The sequence below is a fragment of the Pseudonocardia xishanensis genome (assembly GCF_039541715.1).
Classification (GTDB): domain Bacteria; phylum Actinomycetota; class Actinomycetes; order Mycobacteriales; family Pseudonocardiaceae; genus Pseudonocardia; species Pseudonocardia xishanensis.
In genome coordinates this window covers 34,576-54,904 of record NZ_BAABGT010000029.1, presented here as the reverse complement: position 1 = coordinate 54,904, position 20,329 = coordinate 34,576, and the positions used below count along the sequence as shown (strand labels likewise).

Sequence of the window (20,329 nt, the reverse complement as noted above, 5' to 3'; positions counted from 1 at the left end):
GGGCCTACCTTCCGGCGGGTTCGGGGTCGGCGGTTTCCCACACGCGCTCGAACGAGCGCATGTAGTGCTCCCAGAGCGAGCCGCCATCGACGCGGCGGATGTGGAGCATGGGGTTCTGGCCCGCGAGCGAGCCGAAGGCGTGGCCGTTGATGAGCGCCTGGTCGTCGAAGCGGTAGATCGAGTTGTAGAGGATCGTGCCGTGCGTACGGACCTCGACGCCGGGTAGGCCGGCGACGTCCTGCAGGTAGCGCCGCATCATCTGGATACGGCCCTCTAGTCCTCCGGTGGTGCCCTCCTCCTCCGCTCGCTGGATGACCGCGGGTGAGGTGTGGTTTCCGACGACGAAGCGGAAGCGGATGCCCTCGGCGGCCTTGGCTCGGACGACGGGCAGCAGGTTGTGCTGCTCGACGAGGAACTGTCCCGAGAACACCAGGACCTCCATCGCCTCTCGCACGCCGTGGATCAGCTCAGTCCACAGGTTGAAAGGGACGGACGAGCGCGACGGGTACAGGTGGACGAGTTCGGCGACGCCGTCGACAGGTACGACGTGCTGGCGGCCGTTGGTCGGCCAGAGGTGGTTGGCCTCGACGCGCAGGAGCGCGGCAACACGTTGGCGGGTGGTGCGGTGTGGCGTGCGCCCGTCGGCGTTGACCCAGCGCTCCACAGTCTTGGGATCGACGTCCACCTGGGCGGCGATCTGCTCGATCGTCAGGCTGGCCGCATCCATCGCGGCCTGGAGTCGGGTGTTGGGCACGGGGCTCATCATCCACATGCCGGGACGTTCCCGGGACGTTTTCGACAAACCGGTGCCGTCCAGGACGTCTTCAAATGGCTAGTGAAGTGCGGTTTTGCCGTCCGAGTTGCCGCGGTCCACTTATACCCATGGAACACAGCACCGATCGCCACCACTGGTACGACTCGCCGAGTGTGCTTCCTCTCCGCGTGAGCCATGTCGAACACGACGCAGGAGATCCATGGTGGTTCCGGGCGCCCCGGCCGATGTTGGGGGTGGATCAGTCGGTTCTGCGTACGGCTCGCTCGAGCGCCTCGACTCTCTGCCGCAGGTCCTGGAGCTCACTGTGGACAGAGGCGAGGGAGCCGAAGCCGGAAGGCTCGGAGGTTGGTCTGCCCCGGAGGACGGACCCTAGGTGCTCCCCCGGCCAGCCCAGGGCGGCCGACAGCGAGGCAAGGGTGCGCGGCTGCCGACGTCGGGTGTTCAGCACGTGGACAAGCTCGCGGACCGTCGTGAGCGACACCCCGGACTTGGTGGCGAGGTCGGTCATGGTCATGCCGAGCTCGTCGAGCCGCGCCCGCAGCGCGTCGCCCACGGCGGTCCAGTCCTGCTCCACGCAGCCTCCTGTGATGAGTGCTGGTCGAGCGTAGCTAGAGCGTGATCCCGAGCGCGATCCGCACACAGAAGGCTGTTGACGAACTATCAATCCACGCTCAAACTGAGCGTGAAACTGGTAACGAAGGGATGAGAGGGATGACTGGCAAGCCTGAAGCACGAGATGGGAAGTCATCGGTGGGGGAGAGCCGGCCGGTGCGCCCGGCCTTCTACACGGCGGCGGAGACAGCGGAGATCCTTCGGCTGGACGAGTCGACGCTGTACCGGCACCTGCGGAACGGGACCTTCCCCGGCCTCAAGATCGGCGGACGATACGTGGTACCTGGGGCGGTGATCGAGCGGCTCGTCGACGACGTCCTGGCGACCGGGCGCTGTGTCGATCTGGCCGAGTGGACGACCCAGTGGCGTCACGACCAGGTAGCTGCACTCGCCCGCCTGACGGCGGCGGATGTCGAGCTGCCCGGAGGTGTGGCATGAGCGCGGTCGGCGTTCTGATCTTCATGTCGGTTCTCGGCGCGTTCATCTGCTCGAAGGTCCGGGCGGCTGGCGGAGCGATTGTCTTCTCACTGGTCGCGTTGGTGCTGTTCATCGCGACTCCCGCAGGCCAGGGGGTGCCCGCTGCGATCGGGTCGTTCCTGACCGCTGTGGACGACGCCTCGACCCCGGCGCTCAACGGAGGTGGCCAGGAGGCGGGTGTCGGCCAGTGAGCCCGCCCGAGCAGGCGAAGCAGCAAGTAGTGGGTCGGCCCGGCGACGGGTTCTTGGCGGGACACAGCCGCCGGGCCGATCTCTCCGCACATCAGCAGACGGCAGGAGAGGTTCTGATGGTAGGGCGAGATAGGGACGAGGGGCGGGCCTGGCTGGTCCGCGCGCGGTGTCGAGGCGTGGACCCCGAGGTGTTCTTCCCAGTCGCTGATGACGGGCCAGTGCGTGAGGGCGAGGTCGCCCGCGCGAAGGCGGTCTGTGCCGGCTGCCCGGTTCGAGAGCAGTGCCTGGCCTGGGCGCTCGCCGCGCTTCCGTACGGCGTCGCCGGTGGACTCGATGAGCAGGAGCGCGCCGAGCTCCGCCGCGGCCGCGAGGTGAGCCTGCCGGAAGGGATGCGGCCGAAGATCGTCGTCCCGGGAGGCGCGAAGAGCCTGCCGCCGCGGGAGCGGGGCGAGGTGATCGCAGCCGGACGCCGGGCGCTCGCCGAGGGGGTTCCGCGGCCGCGGGTGGCGGTTGAGTTCGGGGTATCGCGTCGGACGGTCGACCGCTGGGCGACCGGTCTGGGCTGCGGGGGTGTCCGATGAGCGCGGTCTCACGGCGGTTGCAGACGCTGGTGGAGGAGGTCGCGGTCGAGCAGTTTGACGGCCACGTGGTCGTCGAGCCGATCGAGGGCTATCAGATGCTGACCCGCCGCCGTTTGGTCGAGCCGCTGCCCGGGGTGCGAGCCGCTGCGGTGCTGCGCGACGCCGCCCGGCGGGTGTTGGTCGACGCCGTCGAGGCGGCGCGGGCGGCGGGCCGCTCGTGGGACGAGGTCGGGGACGCTCTGGGGCTTCCGGACGACGGTGAGCCGGTCGGTGAGGTGGCGTTCGCCTTCGTGGTCGAGCGGCGCGAGCCGGAGCGGCCGCGCGAGCTGTTTCGTCTGTCCGCGACGTCGTGGCGGTGCGGGTCGTGCGGCGAGCTGGTGAGCGATCGCGGGCCGTTCGAGTCGCACCCGGTCGACAACGAGTCCGGCCACGCAGACGACTGCGCTCGGCACCTTGCCGACGTGCAGGCGTGGCGCGAGCGCACCGGTTGGGAGGACTGACTCATGGACGTGTTGTGGAGCCCGACCCCACTACTCCTGCTCGGTCTGGTCGCCGCCGCGGTGCTGGCCTGGGCCCGCCGGGCCCGAGGAATCGCCCTCGGCCTCGGGCTGCTCGCCCTGCTGCCCGCGCTCACGATCCTGCGGGCGTTGCCGTGGCCGCTGTTGCTCGTGCCCGCCCTCGGGTTGTTGGTATTCCTCCGGTACCGGTGGACGCGGTCGGCGTCGGTCGTGTCCCGGTGGGGAGCCCGGTCCCGGCGGAAGTCCGGCGTGGCCTCCTCGGTCGACATCGTGCGGTTCGGTGGGTCCGCAGCGATGTTGCGCCGCGCTCCCACCGTGCGCCCGTCTCTGGAGACGTTGTCTCGGTGGGACCTGATGACTCTCCCAGTGCCTGAGGTGGCGGTGCGGTTGTGCCGGTCGGGTGGGCAGTGGGTGTGGTCGTCGAACGAGGACGTCGTCGTGTCCGTCGGTGGGCCGAGGTCGGGGAAGTCTGGCTGGCTGGCCGGGCAGATCATCGATGCCCCCGGCGCCGTCCTGGCCACCAGCACCCGCCTGGACCTGCTGGAGCTGTGCACCCCGTATCGGGAGCGCAAGGGCCCGGTGGTGGTGTTCAACCCGGCCGGTCTGGGAGAGGTGGCCTCGACGGTCACCTTCGACCCGTTGACCGGCTGCCAGGACCCCGTCGCGGCCGCGGAACGGGCAGCGGACCTGCTCTCCGCCGTGTCGTCCTCGGGTGGCGGGGATCGGGAGTACTGGGAGCTGCAGGGCCGCCGGGTGCTGGAGGCGTTGCTGCACGCCGCTGCGTTGGGGCACAGGTCTATGCGGCAGGTCATGGACTGGACCGCCGACCCGGAAGCCGCGCGCAAGGAGGTGACCGCGTTGTTGCGGCGGTCGCCGGAGCCGGGGTTCGGGGTGTCGTTCGAGCAGTTCGTGACCACCAACGACCGCACCCGGACCTCGATCACCTCGACGATCATGCCCGCCCTCGGCTGGCTCACCTCCGCACCAGCCAGGGCCGCGGCCGCGCTCGGTCCCGAGGGGGCGCGCCCGCTCGACGTCGGCGATCTCCTCGCGGTTCGGGGGACGGTGTTCCTGCTTGGAGGTGAGGAGTCCCCGACCGCGCCGCTGGTGTGCGCGTTGACCGGGTTCATCGCCCGCGAGGCCCGCCGGATCGCGGCCACCAAGCCGGGCGGCCGCCTGGACCCGGGGTTGCGGCTCGCGCTCGACGAGGCCGCCCTGATCTGTCCGGTCCCGCTGGAGTCGTGGACGGCGGACATGGGCGGGCGCGGGGTGTCGATCCTCGTCGTCGTCCAGTCTCGCGCGCAGCTGCTGGCCCGCTACGGCGCCCACGGGGCGGCGACGATCCTGAACAACGCGGGCGCGGTTATGGTGTTCGGCGGCACCCGCGACCGCGACGACCTCCAGTTCTGGTCCACGCTCACCGGTGAGCGGGACGAGCCCGCCGACACCCTCGACCCGCGCGGCAACACCGTCGCCCGCGGGACTCGTAAGACCTCGGTGTTGTCGCCGGCGCAGATCGCGAACCTGCCTGCGGGGAAGGTGTTGGTGATCCGTCGCGGGATGCCGCCGGTCGTCGGGTGGGCACAGATGGCGTGGCGGCGCCGCGACGTGCGTTGGACCCGCCTTGCCCGTCGCCGCCCGAACACCGCCGGACGGGTCGTCCGCGGCGTCGACAAGGTCCCGGCGGCCCGGTGGGTGCTGCGGCGCTGGGTGCCCGGGTGGCCGGGCCCGCAGTTCACCCGACCCGCCTCACCCGTGCTGCCCGGCGACGTCCTGGTCGTCGACGGAGAGATCGTCCCGACCCCCGCGAGGGAGGAGTGACCATGTCCGACAACACGTTCGCCATGAACGACTGGCCCGAGCCCGACCCGGACTTGGTGCCGCTGACCCGCGGCGAGGCCGTCGAGCTGCTTGCCGAGCAGGCCGGCCGCTCGCGCGAGGTCGCCGAGACGATGGTCCGCGACTACCTCGACGACACCAGCGCTCGCCTGGGCTACTCGGTGCACCGGTGGGGCCTCGACTCCGGGGACGTCGCCGAGATCCGCCGCGACTACGAATGGATCGACTACGAGTCCGGAGAGAACCCCGCCGACGCCCGCGCGAGGGCCGCGGTCAACGCTGCCGGGTGGGTGCAGGTCGCCGCCGACGTCGACCGCGACCACAGCCCGGGCTACGCCTCCCGCGCGGAACGCGAGGCCATCGAGTGGAGCGAGCGGGCCGCGGACGGGTGGTCGGCATGATCCCGCCCAACCCCGCCGAGCCCGACGCCGCAACGGCCGGGCTCGCCCGCGAGGTCGACGGTATGCGCCGCCTGATCGCCCCACTCCCGGCGCGGATCGACACCCTCTCGGGCCTGGTTGCCGAGCTGGGGGAGACCGTCGCCGCGCTGGCCGCCAGGAAGCCGCCGACCCCGGCGCCGTCCTGGCTGATGGCCCCGACCGACCTCGAGGTGACCGAGCGGCTGCTCGACGAGCTCGCTGGCTGGCTCGCGCAGGTGTACCTGCGGTATCCGGATGCGGTCGAGTCGTTCCCGGATTGCTGGTGCTGGCACCCGCACGTGGTGGAGGAGCTGCTCTGGCTGATGCACGCCTGGGCCGCGGCCTACCAGGGCCCGGCGGCGTCGGTGGCGCTGGCGGGGGACTGGCACGACCGCCAGCGTCCCGGGGTGGTGCGGCGGATCAAGGCGACGGCGGGAGTGTGCTCGCGGGAGAACCACCAGACTCGCCCCGGCTGGCCCGACCAGGTCACCGGCGCCCCCACGGTCCCGTCCGAGGCCGACCTGGACCGCCTCGGGCGGTGGTGGGCCGAGGCCCGCGACGAGCCCGCACCCGAGCCACCGCCGTCACCGGACAGCCGGATCGGCGCAGCGCTGCGCGGAGGTCCGCGGTGAGCTGGAAGCGCTCAGTCGTGTGGCTACCCGGCCTCGCCGTAGCTCTCGGCGCTGCGATTGCGACCGCGCACGGTCTCTACGAGGTCGCGTTGGCCTCGCGGGTGCCGGGCCCGATCGCGTGGCTCTACCCGTTGATCACAGACGGGCTCGCGCTCGTGGCCTACACCGCCACCGCGCGTCTGAAGGGTTCTGCGTCCCGCTACGCGTGGACCGTCGTCGTGGTCGCCGCCGGGATGTCCGGGCTCGCGCAGGCAGTGTTCCTGGCCGGCGAGCCGGGGGCGTTGGCGGCGCCGCCGTGGTTGCGGTTCGCCATAGGCGCCTGGCCCGCGATCGCTGCCGCGGTCGTCGCGCACCTGCTCTACCTGCTGGCCGCCCCTGAACCCGTACAGCAGCCGGACACCGGTGGCGAGCGTTCATCGGGGCTGAGTGTTCAGCGTTCAGCGCCGGGTGTTCAGGCGGTCTCGTCCGGGCTGAACATCGGGCCGGGCTACGTGCCCGGGCCCGGCGTCGAGCCGGTGGCCGAGGTCGAGGGTTCAGGGGTTCCGGCTGTCCTGGATGGCGGCGGTGAACACGTCGAGGGGCGCGACCCGGCTGAGCGAGCAGCGGCGGCTCCGTCCCCGGCGCGGGACCGCGCCCAGGAGGTCGCCCTGGCGCACCGGGCGGCGCATCGGGAGTGGCCCACGGTCTCCGAGCTCCAGGACAGCGCCGGGGTCTCGCGCGGCACCGCCTCCGCAGCGCTCAAGGCGCTGCGCGACGACACCAGCGGCCCGGAAACCGCACCGATCGCCCTGCACCTGATCACCACCACGACCGACCTACACCTCCACGACCCCGACTCCAGCTCCTCCGACTCTCAGAACAAGAGCAACCGATGACGACCACGACCGACGACCTCAACAGCAACAACAACTACTCCAAACGAACTACTCACCGACCAAGATCAAATGACTCACACCATTGCATCACGATCGTCGGGTGCGATCCGGCCTCCGGCCGATCGGGAACCACCACCCCGCTAGTTGATCTTGAAATGGCGGCGCGAGTGGTGAGGGTGGTGGGTGCGTCGTGCTGAGGATCGGCAACGGCTACAGCCCGGAGTACCTGCTCAAGGAGGTCGCGACCGGGCGGGAGAACTACTACACCGGCGCGGTCGCCGACGGGGAGCCGCCGGGCCGCTGGTGGGGCGGCGGAGCGGAGAAGCTCGGGCTGCGCGGCCTGGTCGACGCCGGGGACATGCGCGCGGTCTACGAACGGTTCCTCGATCCCCGCGCCGAGGGGTTCCGGGATCCGCAGCGGTGGGCCGAGGTCCCGACGCTGGGGCACACCGGCCGGGCGTACAAGTCGGAGGACAAGCTGTACAGCGAGGCCGTTGAACGGGAGCCGAACGCCTCCCCTGAACGCCGCGCGGAGCTTCGTGTCGAGGCGGGCAAGAAGGCCCGTCGCAACGTCTCGTTCTACGACGCCACGTTCAGTGTTCAGAAGTCGGTGACATTGCTGCACACCGCGCTCGAGGCCAAGGAGGTCGCCGCTCGAACAGTGGGCGACGCCGAGACCGCGGCGGCGTGGGGCCGGTTCCGGGAGGCGGTCGAGGACGCGATCTGGGCGGGCAACAACGCCGGCTTGGCCTATCTGCAGGACAAGGCCGGCTACACCCGCATCGGCCATCACGGTGGCGCGGCGGGCCGCCACGCGGACGCGCACGACTGGACCGTGGCGTCGTTCTTCCAGCACGACTCCCGCGAGCGGGACCCGCAGCTGCACATCCACAACACGATCCTCAACCGCGTCGAGGGCCCGGACGGGGCGTGGCGCACCCTCGACGGGCGCAGCCTGCACCGCTGGCGCGCCGCCGGGGCCGCGGTCGCCGAACGCACCACCGAGGAACGCATCACCTCCGCCCTCGGCATGGTGTTAGCGACCCGCCCGGACGGGAAAGCCCGCGAGGTCGTCGGGGTCCCGGCCGAGGCGATGGCGCTGATCTCGACGCGGCGCCACAAGCTGACCGCGAAGGCCGCCGAGTTCGTGTCGGCGTTCGAGGCCCGGCACGGGCGGGCGCCGACCAGCTACGAGCGCGAGCGCATCAACCAGGTCGCCACCCTGGCCACCCGCAAGGCCAAGACCCACGACGGCGAGACCCGCACACAGCTGCTGGACCGCATCGACGCGCGGATCCGCGCCGACGTCGCCGGCGGGCTCGCCGGAGTCGCCGACGCCGCGCTCGCGGCCCGCCACAGCGGCCCCGCCGCCCCCACCGCGCAAGCGTGGTCGCCGACCGCGGTGATGGAGACCGCGCTCGCCGACGTGCAGGCGCGTAAGTCGACCTGGACCCGAGCGGACCTGACCGCGGCGATCAACGCCGCGCTGCCCGACCATCTCGGACTCGCCGACGGCGCCGCGGTCGCCGAGCTGCTCGACGGCCTCACCGACCGGGCACTGACCTTCGCCACGCCGATGGACGCCGCCCGCCCCGGCGAGGACACCCTCCCGGCCGCACTGCGCCTGGCCAACGGCGAGTCGGTCTACCAGCAGCCCGGCGCCCGCCTCTACGCCACACCCGACCACGTGAAGATCGAGCAACTCCTCACCGCCGCCGCCACCCAGGGCGGCGGCGCCGCGCTCCCGACCCACGCCGCCAACCGGTTCCTGGCCGACCTGACCGAACAGGGCATCACCCTCGGCCCGGACCAGGCCGCCGCCGTCCGCGGAGTCCTCACCTCCGGAGCCCGGGTCGAAACGCTGGTCGGCCCGGCCGGGACCGGCAAGTCCTTCGTCGTCGGCGCGCTGGCCCGCGCCTGGACCGACCCCACCTCCGACCCAGCCGACGCTCCGGCGCGGCGGGTGTTCGGGCTCGCCACCTCCCAGGTCGCGACCAACGTCCTGGCCGGCGAGGGCCTGCAGGCCCGCAATGTGGCCCGCTGGCTGGCCACCCAGGACCGCCTCGCCACCCCGGTCGCCGAAGGCCAGGCCGTGCCGCAGGACGCGCTCTGGCGTCTGCACGCGGGCGATCTGGTCGTCGTCGACGAGTCCGCGATGACCGACACGAACGCACTCGCCGCCATCCACGCACGTGTGGACGCGGCCGGGGCGAAGCTGCTGTTGGTCGGCGACCACCGCCAGCTCGCCGCCGTCGGCGCCGGCGGCGGCATGGACCTGCTCGCGAACTTCGGGCCGCGCTACGAGCTCGCCGACGCCCGCCGGTTCACGGCGGGTTGGGAGCGGGAGGCGTCGCTGCGGCTGCGCGCCGGGGACGAGACCGTGCTGCGTGACTACCACCGCCACGGCCGACTTCTCGACTCCGGGACCGCGACTCAGGCCGAGCAGTCCGCCGCCCGGGCGTGGCTGGCCGACACCCTCGCCGGCCGCCGTTCTCTGCTGCTGGTCGACACCAACGAGCAGGCCGCCCGCCTCTCGGCCGAGCTGCGCGCGGAGCTCGTCCGCCTCGGCCGCGTCCAGGAGGACGGCGTCGTGCTCGGGCTCGACGGCACCACCGCCGGGGCCGGGGACCTGGTCCAGGCCCGCCGCAACGGCTGGCACCTGGCCGGACACGACGGCAACCGCTGGGGCCCGATCAACCGCGAGACCTACCGAGTAAACGCCGTTTACCCCGACGGCTCGCTCGAGGTCGCCACCACACCGACCGGCGACGAGGCGGGCCCGGCCCGCATCGTGCTGCCGCCGGAGTACGTGGCCGAGCACCTCGCGCTCGGCTACGCCACCACCGTGCACGCCGCCCAGGGCGCCACCGTCGACACCGCGCACACCGTCGTCACCACCCGCACCGGACCCGCAGCTCTCTACGTCGGCATGTCCCGCGGCCGCGACACCAACACCGCCCACGTCGCCACCCTCAGCACCGTCGAGGACACCGCACACGGCCTGGCAGACCAGACCGTGCACCGCGACCCCATCGCCGTCCTGGCCGGGCTCCTCGACCCCGACGAGACCACCGGCGCCCGCTCCGCCCTGGCCACAGCCGCCCACTCCGCCGCGACCACCGAGGCGGTGCGGACCCCGGCGGAGCTGCTCACCGACGCCGCCCAGCTCGCCGCGACCGAGCGGACCGCGACCTGGCTCGACGAGCTCACCGCAGATGGCACCCTGTCCCTTGCCGAACGCACCCGGATCGCCGCCGAGGACGGCGCCGCCTCCCTGACCCGCGTGCTGCGCCGCGCCGAGCTCGCCGGACGCGACCCGCGCGAGGTTCTGCACGACGCGATCGCCGACCGCGCCCTCGCCGGGGCGCGCAACGTCACCAACGTCGTCTACGCGCGCATCACCGAACACGACCGCTTCGACCCCCGCGGCGAGAGCTGGGCGGACTGGACACCGCAGATCGCCGACCCGCAGTGGCAGGCCTACCTCGACCGGCTCGCCGCCGCCGCGGACGAGCGCACCGCCGAGCTCGGCGCGAATGCCGCCGAGGCACCACCCGGATGGGCGGTCGAGACCTTCGGCGCGCCCCCGCTCGACGAGGCCGAGCGCGCAACGTGGCAGGACCAGGTCGGCACCGTCGCCGCCTACCGCGAACTGCGCGACCACGACAGCGACACCGACGTGCTCGGGCCCGCCCCCGCCCCGGGCCAGACCGAAGCCTTCGCCGCCTACCGAGCCGCGTGGCGCACCCTCGGCCGCCCCGAGATCGACCGCGAGGAACAGGAACTGTCCAACGGCCAGCTCCACGTCCGCGTCCGCGCCGCGAACCGCGAGGAGGCCTGGGGCCCGCGCTACGTCGGCAACGAGCTCGCCGGCACCCGCCAGGCCTCCGCCCATCACCGCCAGACCGCCGCCCTACGCGAAGCCGAAGCCGCCTCAGCCCACGACCCGGACGAGCAGACACGCCTCGCCACCGAAGCGCGCGACGCCGACGCCCTCGCCCGGCTGCTCAACGAGCAGACCACTGCGCTGGAGGAACTCGACGACGCCCGATCGGAATGGCTGGTGCACACCGCCGAGACCCGAGCCCGGGGCGAACGGGCTAAGGCGGAGCTCGCTCTGCGCCATGCCGACGATCTCGAACCCGAACCGCAGGTCACCGCCGAGGAATGGCTCGCCGCGGACGCCGCCGCCCGCGTCGAGGACGACGCCCACCGAGAGATCACCGAGCACGACCTCCACGACGACCGGCACGACCGGGACACCGGCGATCACCGCGACGACGCGGCGGACGTCGTCGTCGAGCCGGACGTCCGAGAGATCGCCGCGGGCGAACCCGCGCCGGTCGACGAGGACGTGGTCCGCGTCCCCACAGCTGCCGAGACCGCCGACGCGCTCGACGTGGCCCGCCGCGCGCTCGCCGAGATCACCGCCAGGCAGGCGCTCGATGAGGCCGACATGGCCGCCCAGCGCGCCGAGGAGCTACATCGCTGGCACAGCCAGGACCACGCAGCCGAGTCCGACGACGGCCGAGCCGACGAGTCTGCGACCGCCGACTACTGACCCAAGCACACTGGCCAGCGGGCGCCGCGGGCAGTCATCTCGCGGCACCCGCGAGCGACGGGTCGACCTGGGGACGCGGACCGTTGCGGCGCCACGCCCAGCGCAACACCGCGCACACCGACTCGACATAGCCCGGCTTCGAGACGAACCGCCCGGTGTGCGGGCCACGGACCATCGCGGTCTCCGCAGCCACGTACTCGGCCTCGATCAACTCCGCATACGCCAGCGGTGAACCGTGCCCCACGGGCCGGACCGCCAGGAAGCGGCGCCCGTTCACCTCCGTCGTCGAGCACGCCAACCAACGGCAGGCCAACACCAGACCGGCGGTCCGCGCCGTCGAGGCGCCGCGAGCGGTCTCCGCCGCCGCATGGGCCTCGACCTCGCGCCAGAACTGGCCGAACGCCTCCCGCGACACCCGCAGGTTCCCCGCCGGTATCCGAGCAATATCGCGATCAGTCGCCGTCGCCATAGCGCTATAGTCTCACTTCGGGCCTACGAATTCATCTGCCATTTCGGGTTCTTGCCGAGACTAGCAACAAACACTCGCGTCAATTCCTCCCCATCACGTCACGGAGGTCGTCGACGGGAGGGTCGTCCCGGCATCGACCTGCGGACGACTGCCAGTCGGGTTTGACACAGTGCTGGCCGTGCGACCCGGTGCGACAGCCGCTGGCCCGAGCGCAAGCTCTGCGCCTGGCCGGTGACCGGATCTGCAGGCCGCGCACGTGACGTCCGGGAATGACCCACGGTGTAGCTGTAAAGCCGATCCCCGAGTGGGGCACTCGATGGGGCGTCGTCTGAGATGTTCGGTGACGACTCCGCCGCCGCGTTGGCCTGACTTCGGTCACTTGGCTTAGTGAGCCCTTTCCATCCTGGTCGGAGGCGGGCGTGAGCTGCTGCGGCGTGGCGTCACCGGAATGAGTGAAGCTCCTGGTAGACGGGCGATTGACTAGATCAACTCGTCCTGACCAGGAGCTTCGGTTGCCTTCCTACCCTGCGGGGTTATCCGTGTCCAACCACGCCCTCATCACGCTGTCCGATGCCCTCCGCAGCCGCCGGGCGAAGGTCGGCACCCGGTGGCGGCGGCTCTCGGCCGGTGACCAGGCCGTGCTCGTGCTGGCGCACCTGCGCAAGGGCGACACCTACGCCGAGCTCGCCGCCGGGTACGGCATCGGCACGACCACCGTGTTCCGCTACATCACCGAGGCGATCGAGGTCCTCGCCGCGCTCGCCCCGACCCTGGCCACAGCGATGGCGGTCATCAAGGCCAAGGCCTTCGTGATCCTCGACGGCACCCTGCTGCGCATCGACCGGGTCGGGATGGGCTCGGGACGCGATCGGCCGTACTACTCGGGCAAACACAAATGCCACGGGGTGAACGTGCAGGTCATCTCCGACCCGGCCGGACGGCTGGTGTGGGCCTCGGCCGCGCTGCCCGGCGCACGCCACGACATGGGCGCCGCCCGCGAACACGGCATCCTCGACGCCCTGCAGGCAGCGCAGGTGAAGGTGATCGCCGACAACGGCTACCGCGGGTCCGGGTTCGAGGTCCCACAACGCCGCCGCCCCAAGGACCCCGAGACGGGCGAGCGGCGCAAGCTCTCTCGCAACCAGCGCGACGTGAACTCCGCGCACGCCCGCCAGCGCGGGCCGGGTGAGCGCGCCAACGCCGTACTCAAGGCCTGGCGCGTCCTACGCAAGATCCGCTGCTGCCCGCGACGAGCGACCGACCTGGTCAAGACCGTGCTCGTCCTCAGCCTTGCCCGCTGAAGCCAAGTGGAAAGGGCTCAATGGCGCAGGTCGTGGAACCGCAGTCCGCCCGCGGTCGAGGCCGACCAGGTCGAGGACGTCGTGATCGCGACGCTGGAGACCACACCGGCGAACGCGACACACTGGACCAGGTCGAAGATGGCCGAACGCACCGGGTTGTCGAAGTCCACCATCGGGCGGATCTGGAAGGCGTTCAACCTCAAGCCGCACCGCACCGACGGGTTCAAATTCTCCAACGACCCAAGGCTCGTGGAGAAGGTGCACGGCTGTTCTCTCAGAAGTACTGCGCGCCGCCGTCGACGCTGAGGTGCTCGGACGTGATGTAGACCGACTCGTCGGAGGCGAGGAAGAGGACGGCGTCGGCGATCTGTTCGGGCGTCGCCGAGTCGTCGTTCATGAAGCGTGTGCCCATCTGGGCCAGAGGCGGGTTCGTGGCGGCGGCGGCCTCGAGTCGCTCGCGCATGTTGCCCGATCCCATGAGGGTGTTGACCGCTCCAGGATGGACGCTGTTGACGCGGATCCTGTGACGTCCGAGCTCGGCGGCGAGGGCGCGGGTCATTCCGGTCACGGCGTGCTTGCTCGTCGTGTAGGGCACCATGAACGGCTGCACCTTCTTGCCCGCGTACGAGCTGATCAGGATGACCGACCCGCCCCCGCCCGTCACCAGATGTGGGGCGGACGCCATCACAGTGTTCCAGACTCCCGTGACGTTGATGTCCAGGTGGTCCTTGAAGATCGTGGGCGTCACCGCGTCCCAAGCACTCGGGATGCAGATCCCGGCGTTCGCGACCGCGACATCGAGGCGTCCGAGAGTGCTGACACCTTCGGCCACGATCGCGGTGATGCCCTCGAGGTCGCGGACATCGCCCTGCCGCGCCACGATCGTGCGACCCTGCTCCTCGACCAGCTTCGCGGTCTCCTCGAGATCTGCCGGAGTCGCCGAGTCGTAGGGAACGCCAGGCAGGGGGCCTGCCAGGTCGAGGGCGATGATGTCCGCGCCTTCGCGAGCCATCGTCACGGCATGCGCGCGTCCCTGCCCGCGCGCTGCCCCGGTGATGAAAGCGACCTTGCCCGCCAGCCGTCCAGCCATGATGTGGCCCTCTTCCTCGTTCTCTCCGTCGACGTCCCGTGTCGCGAACGCCGGAAGTCCTCGATGTGTACGATCGTTCACAGTGTACCCAAGAGCTCCCCAACTGGAAGGCGCTGATGTTCCAGGCGAGTGCGGCCTTCAATGGCCCAGAAGAAGAATGATCGTTCTCTCGTATCCTGGCCATCGAACGACAAATGCGAGAGGGTGGTAGGAATGGCAACGGTCGAGGAACGCCTCACAAGACTCGAGGACATCGAAGCCATACGGCGGCTCAAGTCCCGTTACTGCAACGCGTGCGACGACGGCCACGATGCCGATGCCGTCGCCACGATCTTCGCTCCCGATGCCGTATGGGAGAGCACGGATCATGGGCCGCACCGGGGGCACGACGAGATCCGCGCGGCCTTCCAGGGCTTCGGCCAGGCCGTCTCGTTCTCGCAGCACAACACCACGAACCTCGACATCGAGGTGCACGGTGACCGCGCCGTCGGCACGTGGCACTTCATCGGCGTCCTCGACTTCCACGAGGCCCCGGCCGCTCTCGGCTCGACCCGTTACGAGGAGGAGTACGTGAAGCTCGACGGCGAGTGGCGCATCCAGCATCTGCGGGCGGTACGTCTGGCGGTGCTGCCGATCATCGGCCTGCGCCACCGTGGCCCGGTGCCGTCCGACGAGTCGACGGAGGCCCGGTCGTGAAGGTTGGACTGTACTTCGACCTTCGCGTGCCGCCCCATGTCGAGACCCCACCGGCGCGCGTCTACGCCCACACCCTGGAGATGTGCGAGGAGGCCGAGCGGCTCGGAGCCGAATCGCTCTGGTTCAGCGAGCACCACCTCTTCGACGACGGCTACCTTCCCCAGCCACTGACGATGGCCGCCGCCGCGGCCGCCCGCACCAGCCACGTCCGCCTCGGGACGGCGCTGGTCGTCGGTCCGCTGCACCATCCGGCCGAGCTGGCCGAACAGGCAGCCGTGGTCGACCTGATCTCGGACGGCCGGCTCGACCTGGGACTGGGCGCGGGCTACCGCGAACCGGAGTTCGCCCTGTACGGCCAGGACCGCGATGCCCGGTTCCCGGCGCTCGCGGCCATGGTGCCGGAGCTCAACAGACTCTGGACGGAGGAGCTCACCCCCGCCCCGGTGCAGCCGACGGTGCCCATTTGGCTGGGCCACGGCAGCGAGGCCGGTGCCAGACGTGCCGGTGCCCTGGGTGCCAACCTGCTGTTCGTGAATCCCGACCTGCTGCCCGCGTATGAGCAGGGCCGCGCCGCGGCCGGCCTGGCACCCGGCGACGGCAAGATGGGCGGTCCGCTGTTCGCGCTCGCCAGTGACGATCCGGAGGCCGAGTGGACGGAGATGGCACCGTTCATCGAGTACCAGCAGAACTCCTACCGACGGCATATGGTCCAGGGGCTCGATCAGCCGGCGCCGCGACCGTTCGACGCCGAGGGCGCCAGGCAGGGCTCGATGACGCGACCGGGATCGTTCTGGTTCGACACGTCCGACGCGATCGCCGAGCGCGTCGGGACCTGGCTAGGAGACGCCCCCATCGACACCCTGTTCCTGTGGGCGTCAGTGGGCGGTATGCCAGAGCGGATGGTCGAGCGCAACGTCCGCATGATCTGCGAGAAGGTCGCGCCGGCGCTCCGCGCCCTGTGAGGACTCTCAGGTGTCGCTGAACCGCTGTGCGTAGGACCGGAAGGTCGCGCCGCCGATCGAGGAGGCCTGGGCCCAGGACTCGAACTCCAGGGAGGCCGCGAGGTCGCCGTGCGCGGCGATCTGCACGGACCGCTTGATCGCCGCGACGAGGCGGGGATCGCGATCCGCGTAGGTCCCCGCGAGCTCCAGGGCGTACGCCGCGGGCTCGTCGGCCAGCGTCTGCGCAAGACCGATGCGCACGGCCTCGGCCGCGGGCATGACCTCGCCGGACAGTAGCGCCGCCATGGCCTGGGCCTGGCCCAGGCGCTCGGTCATCAGATAGCTGCAGCCGCCGCCGGGATGTAGGCCGATCTGGGCGAAGGTCGGGCCGAAGCCCGCGTGAGGTCCGGCGACGACCACGTCGCAGGCGAGGGCGATGTTGAGCCCGGCGCCGATCGCGGCGCCGTTGACCGCGGCTATGGTCGGAATCGTCAGGTCGCGCAGACCGAGGAACGACGCGTAGACGCGCTTGAGATGGTCGCGCAGCTCGCCCACGGGTCGGTCCATGTCGCCGAAGATGTCGACGAGATCAGCCCCGGCGCAGAATGCCTTGCCCACCCCCGTCACCACGAGCGCCCGGGCCGCGGCGTCGCCGGCGACCGCGGTGATCGCTGCCTTGAGCTCGTCCAGCATCGCCCAGTCGAGTGCGTTGCGGCGCTCCGGTGCGTTGAGGCGGATGACCCGGACCGGGCCGTCGGACTCGAGCATTACGAGCGGAGCGGCCCGGCTCATCGTCCGGTACCCGGGACGTCGAGGACGACGGCCGAGGCCATGCCGCCCCCGGCGCACATGGCCGCGACCGCGATGCCGCCGCCGCGGCGGAACAGCTCGTGCGACAGCGTCGTGAGCATACGTGCGCCCGTCGCGGCCACGGGGTGGCCGATCGAGCATCCGCTGCCGAAAGGGTTTACCGTGCCCTCGTCGAGCCCGAGCTCGCGGCTCGCGGCGATCGGGACCGAGGCGAACGCCTCGTTGATCTCCCACAGATCGACGTCGGTCACCTGCAGACCGGCGCGCGCGAGCGCCTTGCGGATCGCGAGAGGGGCCGACATGCCGGTGTCCTCGGGGTCGACACCGACCGATGCTCCGGCCCGGATTCGGGCGAGCGGTGCGAGGCCGTGCTCGGCGGCGACCTCGGACGAGACGACCAGCAGGGCCGCGGCGGCGTCGTTGATGCCGCTGGCGTTGCCGGCCGTCACGGTGAAGCCCTCGATCTCAGGATGCAGGACGGGCAGCGCCGCGAGCTTCTCGGCGCTGGTCGTGGCGCGCGGGTGCTCGTCGACGGCGAACACCTGGGGGTCGCCGGACTCGTCCGGGATCATGAGCGGGACGATCTCGTCGACGAACTGACCGGCCGAGATGGCCGCAAGGGCGCGCTGGTGCGAGCGGAGCGCCCAGGCGTCCTGCTCCTCACGGCTGATTCCGGCCTGGCGGGCGGCGTTCCACCCGACTGTGATGGACATGTCGTCGGCCGGAGCCTGCGGAGTCGGCCGGTGCGACTCGAACAGCCAGTCGGTCTCGGGATCGAGGCGGGAGCGGAGCACGGGGGCGGTCGACGACGACTGCACGCCCCCGGCGATCACGGCGCGGTCGCCCCCCGCGCACACGGCGTTGGCAGCGACCATGACCGCGCTGAGTCCGCCCGCGCAGTGCCGGTTCAGGGCTAGTCCGGGAACGTTCGTCAACCCCGCCTCGATCGCCGAGTAGCGCGCGATGTCACCGCCGCCGTGGAGCGACTCCGCTAGCACGACGTCGTCGACCAGCCCGACGGGAAGTGCGCTCTGCTTGACCAGGGCACTGAGCACAGGTATTGCCAAATCAGCGGGTTCGGTGCGACGCAAGGTGCCGCGGAAGGCCGAGGCCACGGGGGTGCGAACAGCCGAGACGATCAGGGCGTCAGACATGGGTCCTCCTGGGGATGTAGTGCCATAATAGCAACGATGAGAACGATCGTTCACAGGAACCTGACCCGGCGGCCACGCCGGAGAGGCGGTAGCGGATGTACGACGCATTGGTATCGGCCGATATCGTGACCGCCGATCCCGACGGTGACGCCGCGCAACTGGTCGATCTCCTGGGCCTTCCGTCCCCGCGGCCGAACGCCTTCCTCGAACCCCAGGGTCACGGATTCCGCGCCGTATGGCTTCGGGTGCAACGGTCCATGAGGAGTGCCCCGACCCGGATCGAGGTCATCGGCTCCCGTCCTCGGACCGAGCCGCACGACTACGTCGTGGAGCGGATCGCCGCGCAGGGCTCCCGCCCGGTCCGGACCCACGCGACGGTCCTCGCCGCGAGCGATATCGAGGCCGTGCGTGACCGCCTGGTCTCGTCGGGGGTGCGGCATCGCGTGACACCTGCGTCCGACGACTTCCCGTTCTCGCGGATCTGGGTCGGGGTCACAGCCGATGAACCGACGGGGTACGACCCCTCCGTCGATGGCGGGCTCTGGGCGGAGGTCGTGCCGACGTCCCACTCCGGTATCCCGGCGCCGCCGGACGTGCACGACGCGGAGCCGGCGGACGCGCTGAGGATCGACGCGCGACGGTTCCTGGTCGCGGACCTCGATGCCGCCGTTCGCTCACTGGACTCGGCCCTCGGCCTGGTGCCGGACCCCGTGTCGAGCGACTCCTCGGCGAAGTACGCCCGCTACGACTTCGCCTTCGACCGCAGCGCTGGCATCGAGCTCGTGCAGCCGCTCGACCCCGACGACGAGCTCGGCCGGTTCGTCTCGCGATGGGGTGCCGGGCCCCATGCCATCGTGCTGTCGGTGGGGGACCTCGGTCGCTGCGAGGAGGAGCTGGTCGGTCGCGGCGCCGAGCCCTCCCGGACCTCCCGGGGCACTGGCGACGAGCGACTCCTGCTGCCGGCGACGGCGACCTGCGGGACGCCGTTCGAGATCGTGCAGCGATGCGCGTAACGGACTTGGAATTCCGATTCAGTCTTTGTAAGGTGATGACGTGGACCTGAGAGAGACGGCAGACGATCACGCGTTCCGGCTGGAAGCACGGGACTGGCTGCGGAGCAACCGACCGTTGTCGCCACTCCCGTCGCCGGACACCGCCGATGGCTTCGCCGTCAACCGCGAGTGGGAGCGACAGCTCTTCGAGGCCGGGTGGGCTGCCGTCTCCTGGCCGGTCGAGTACGGTGGCCGGGGCCTCGGCCTGTGGGAGTGGATGATCTTCGAGGAGGAGTACTTCGCCACCGGGCTGGGCCCGAGAGCCGCCCAGAACGGCATGTTCCTCCTCGCACCCTCGCTGTTCGAGTTCGGGACCGAAGGGCAGAAGGCCGAGCTGCTGCCGCGCATCGCCGGCGTCGAGGACATGTGGGCGCAGGGCTGGTCCGAGCCGGAGGCGGGCAGCGATCTCGCCGGCGTCCGCGTGCGGGCCGACCGCGACGAGGAGGCCGGCGGCTGGCGCGTCAACGGCCAGAAGACCTGGAGCACCCGCGCACCGTTCTGCAACCGTCTCTTCGCGATCGTGCGGACCGAAGCTGGCTCCGTCCGCCACCGTGGCCTCAGCTATCTGCTGATCGACCTGCATGCGCCGGGCGTCACCGTACGACCGGTTCAGAAGCTCGGTGGTGAGACCGGGTTCGGCGAGATCTTCTTCGACGACGTCTTCGTCCCCGACGCCGACGTCCTGGGCGGCGTGGGCAACGGGTGGAAGGTCGCGATGGCCACGACGGGATCGGAGCGTGGACTGATCCTGCGCTCGCCCGGGCGCTTCCTCGCGGCCGCCGACCGCCTCGTCGATCTCTATCGGGCGACGGACGCCCCGTCGCCCGCCGCCCGCACCGAGGTCGTGGACGCGTGGATCGCGGCCCAGGCGTACCGCTACACCGCGATGAAGACCGTGACGAAGCTCGCGAGCGGCGGGCACATCGGCGCCGAGTCGAGCGGCAACAAGATCTTCTGGTCGGAGATGGATGTCCACCTGCACGAGACGGCCCTCGACCTGCTGGGCGACGCGGCGGAGGTCGACGGACCGTGGTCGCACGGCTTCATCACATCGATGGCGACGCCGATCTTCGCGGGCACGAACGAGGTCCAGCGCAACATCATCGCCGAGCGCGTCCTCGGCCTCCCGAGGAGCTGACATGCATTTCGCCCGTACCGAGGAGCAGCGCTACTTCGCCGAGTCCGTCGCAGGCATCGCTGCCAAGGCGAGCCGACCCGTCGACGTACGTGAGGCCTGGGAGGACGGCGCGTCGATCCCCACCGGACTGTGGTCGTCGCTGGACGCGTCCGGTTTCCTGAGCCTGCTGGCACCCGAGTCGGAGGCCAAGCGGTCTTA

General features: G+C 71.1%; 21 protein-coding genes and 1 pseudogene. 16 read left to right on the top strand and 6 right to left on the bottom strand.

What is annotated here, in order from left to right; translation table 11 throughout:
* Positions 1–4 precede the first annotated feature (4 nt).
* Positions 5–754 (bottom strand): helix-turn-helix domain-containing protein, encoded by a 750-nt coding sequence (locus tag ABD993_RS11085; protein WP_345415544.1) that lies wholly within the window; start codon positions 752–754, stop codon positions 5–7.
* 259 nt (positions 755–1,013) lie between these two features.
* Positions 1,014–1,349, bottom strand: coding sequence for a helix-turn-helix domain-containing protein (locus ABD993_RS11080; RefSeq protein WP_345415541.1), 336 nt, complete (start codon positions 1,347–1,349; stop codon positions 1,014–1,016).
* A gap of 176 nt (positions 1,350–1,525) precedes the next feature.
* Here ABD993_RS11080 and ABD993_RS11075 point away from each other — a divergent pair, with 176 nt between their 5' ends.
* From ABD993_RS11075 to mobF, 9 genes are all read left to right on the top strand, one after another.
* On the top strand, positions 1,526–1,825 hold the full coding sequence (locus ABD993_RS11075; RefSeq protein ID WP_345415538.1) for a helix-turn-helix domain-containing protein: 300 nt from the start codon (positions 1,526–1,528) through the stop codon (positions 1,823–1,825).
* Positions 1,822–2,055 carry a hypothetical protein gene (locus ABD993_RS11070; protein ID WP_345415535.1) on the top strand — a complete coding sequence of 78 codons (234 nt, stop codon included), beginning with the start codon at positions 1,822–1,824 and terminating at the stop codon, positions 2,053–2,055. Before ABD993_RS11075 ends, ABD993_RS11070 begins: the two co-directional genes overlap by 4 nt.
* 116 nt (positions 2,056–2,171) lie before the next feature.
* Positions 2,172–2,636, top strand: a complete 465-nt coding sequence (locus ABD993_RS11065) for a WhiB family transcriptional regulator (RefSeq protein WP_345415532.1) — start codon at positions 2,172–2,174, stop codon at positions 2,634–2,636.
* Positions 2,633–3,136: a hypothetical protein gene (locus ABD993_RS11060; RefSeq protein ID WP_345415529.1), complete on the top strand. Its 504-nt coding sequence runs from the start codon at positions 2,633–2,635 to the stop codon at positions 3,134–3,136. The genes ABD993_RS11065 and ABD993_RS11060 overlap by 4 nt, the downstream gene beginning before the upstream one ends.
* A gap of 3 nt (positions 3,137–3,139) precedes the next feature.
* Positions 3,140–4,975: a type IV secretory system conjugative DNA transfer family protein gene (locus ABD993_RS11055; RefSeq protein WP_345415526.1), complete on the top strand. Its 1,836-nt coding sequence runs from the start codon at positions 3,140–3,142 to the stop codon at positions 4,973–4,975.
* A 2-nt stretch (positions 4,976–4,977) separates the two neighbouring features.
* Entirely contained in the window at positions 4,978–5,394 is a 417-nt protein-coding gene (locus ABD993_RS11050) for a hypothetical protein (protein WP_345415523.1), read from the top strand.
* Positions 5,391–6,044: a hypothetical protein gene (locus ABD993_RS11045; protein WP_345415520.1), complete on the top strand. Its 654-nt coding sequence runs from the start codon at positions 5,391–5,393 to the stop codon at positions 6,042–6,044. The genes ABD993_RS11050 and ABD993_RS11045 overlap by 4 nt, the downstream gene beginning before the upstream one ends.
* Entirely contained in the window at positions 6,041–6,919 is an 879-nt protein-coding gene (locus ABD993_RS11040) for a hypothetical protein (protein WP_345415517.1), read from the top strand. The genes ABD993_RS11045 and ABD993_RS11040 overlap by 4 nt, the downstream gene beginning before the upstream one ends.
* A 190-nt stretch (positions 6,920–7,109) precedes the next feature.
* The gene (gene mobF, locus ABD993_RS11035; RefSeq protein WP_345415514.1) at positions 7,110–11,480 is read left to right on the top strand and encodes a MobF family relaxase; all 4,371 of its coding nucleotides are present in this window, start codon (positions 7,110–7,112) and stop codon (positions 11,478–11,480) included.
* 34 nt (positions 11,481–11,514) lie between these two features.
* Here the strand turns inward: mobF and ABD993_RS11030 are convergent, their stop codons facing one another.
* Entirely contained in the window at positions 11,515–11,949 is a 435-nt protein-coding gene (locus ABD993_RS11030; RefSeq protein WP_345415511.1) for a hypothetical protein, read from the bottom strand.
* 512 nt (positions 11,950–12,461) lie between these two features.
* On the opposite strand from ABD993_RS11030, the gene ABD993_RS11025 reads away from it, so the two are divergent.
* Both ABD993_RS11025 and ABD993_RS11020 read left to right on the top strand, forming a co-directional pair.
* Positions 12,462–13,250 (top strand): transposase family protein, encoded by a 789-nt coding sequence (locus tag ABD993_RS11025; RefSeq protein WP_345415508.1) that lies wholly within the window; start codon positions 12,462–12,464, stop codon positions 13,248–13,250.
* Between the two features lie 63 nt (positions 13,251–13,313).
* Positions 13,314–13,511 (top strand): annotated as a pseudogene (locus ABD993_RS11020) (IS630 family transposase); the annotation flags it as partial.
* A 13-nt stretch (positions 13,512–13,524) separates the two neighbouring features.
* Here ABD993_RS11020 and ABD993_RS11015 read toward each other — a convergent pair.
* Entirely contained in the window at positions 13,525–14,340 is an 816-nt protein-coding gene (locus tag ABD993_RS11015) for a mycofactocin-coupled SDR family oxidoreductase (RefSeq protein WP_345415505.1), read from the bottom strand.
* Positions 14,341–14,481: 141 nt separating this feature from the next.
* Between ABD993_RS11015 and ABD993_RS11010 the strand changes: the two genes are divergently transcribed.
* On the top strand, positions 14,482–15,036 hold the full coding sequence (locus tag ABD993_RS11010) for a nuclear transport factor 2 family protein (protein WP_345415502.1): 555 nt from the start codon (positions 14,482–14,484) through the stop codon (positions 15,034–15,036).
* The gene (locus ABD993_RS11005; protein WP_345415499.1) at positions 14,928–15,998 is read left to right on the top strand and encodes an LLM class flavin-dependent oxidoreductase; all 1,071 of its coding nucleotides are present in this window, start codon (positions 14,928–14,930) and stop codon (positions 15,996–15,998) included. Before ABD993_RS11010 ends, ABD993_RS11005 begins: the two co-directional genes overlap by 109 nt.
* A 6-nt stretch (positions 15,999–16,004) precedes the next feature.
* Here ABD993_RS11005 and ABD993_RS11000 read toward each other — a convergent pair whose 3' ends face one another.
* The gene (locus ABD993_RS11000; protein ID WP_345415496.1) at positions 16,005–16,745 is read right to left on the bottom strand and encodes an enoyl-CoA hydratase; all 741 of its coding nucleotides are present in this window, start codon (positions 16,743–16,745) and stop codon (positions 16,005–16,007) included.
* 20 nt (positions 16,746–16,765) lie between these two features.
* Positions 16,766–17,941, bottom strand: coding sequence for a thiolase family protein (locus tag ABD993_RS10995; RefSeq protein ID WP_345415493.1), 1,176 nt, complete (start codon positions 17,939–17,941; stop codon positions 16,766–16,768).
* A 257-nt stretch (positions 17,942–18,198) separates the two neighbouring features.
* Here ABD993_RS10995 and ABD993_RS10990 point away from each other — a divergent pair, with 257 nt between their 5' ends.
* The 3 genes from ABD993_RS10990 to ABD993_RS10980 all read left to right on the top strand — a co-directional run.
* Complete coding sequence (locus ABD993_RS10990) at positions 18,199–18,954, top strand: VOC family protein (protein ID WP_345415490.1); 756 nt, start codon at positions 18,199–18,201, stop codon at positions 18,952–18,954.
* 40 nt (positions 18,955–18,994) lie between these two features.
* On the top strand, positions 18,995–20,131 hold the full coding sequence (locus tag ABD993_RS10985) for an acyl-CoA dehydrogenase family protein (protein WP_345415487.1): 1,137 nt from the start codon (positions 18,995–18,997) through the stop codon (positions 20,129–20,131).
* Between the two features lies 1 nt (position 20,132).
* Positions 20,133–20,329, top strand: a 197-nt coding sequence (locus ABD993_RS10980) for a hypothetical protein (protein ID WP_345415486.1), incomplete at its 3' end; no start/stop codon positions are given.

Coding starts and splice junctions, on each gene's coding strand:
- ABD993_RS11070 (WP_345415535.1), top strand. CDS start 1,822: ATGAGCGCGGTCGGCGTTCTGATCTTCATGTCGGTTCTCGGCGCGTTC.
- ABD993_RS11065 (WP_345415532.1), top strand. CDS start 2,172: ATGGTAGGGCGAGATAGGGACGAGGGGCGGGCCTGGCTGGTCCGCGCG.
- ABD993_RS11060 (WP_345415529.1), top strand. CDS start 2,633: ATGAGCGCGGTCTCACGGCGGTTGCAGACGCTGGTGGAGGAGGTCGCG.
- ABD993_RS11055 (WP_345415526.1), top strand. CDS start 3,140: ATGGACGTGTTGTGGAGCCCGACCCCACTACTCCTGCTCGGTCTGGTC.
- ABD993_RS11050 (WP_345415523.1), top strand. CDS start 4,978: ATGTCCGACAACACGTTCGCCATGAACGACTGGCCCGAGCCCGACCCG.
- ABD993_RS11045 (WP_345415520.1), top strand. CDS start 5,391: ATGATCCCGCCCAACCCCGCCGAGCCCGACGCCGCAACGGCCGGGCTC.
- ABD993_RS11030 (WP_345415511.1), bottom strand. CDS start 11,949: ATGGCGACGGCGACTGATCGCGATATTGCTCGGATACCGGCGGGGAAC.
- ABD993_RS11015 (WP_345415505.1), bottom strand. CDS start 14,340: ATGGCTGGACGGCTGGCGGGCAAGGTCGCTTTCATCACCGGGGCAGCG.
- ABD993_RS11010 (WP_345415502.1), top strand. CDS start 14,482: ATGGCCCAGAAGAAGAATGATCGTTCTCTCGTATCCTGGCCATCGAAC.
- ABD993_RS11000 (WP_345415496.1), bottom strand. CDS start 16,745: ATGCTCGAGTCCGACGGCCCGGTCCGGGTCATCCGCCTCAACGCACCG.
- ABD993_RS10995 (WP_345415493.1), bottom strand. CDS start 17,941: ATGTCTGACGCCCTGATCGTCTCGGCTGTTCGCACCCCCGTGGCCTCG.
- ABD993_RS10990 (WP_345415490.1), top strand. CDS start 18,199: ATGAGGAGTGCCCCGACCCGGATCGAGGTCATCGGCTCCCGTCCTCGG.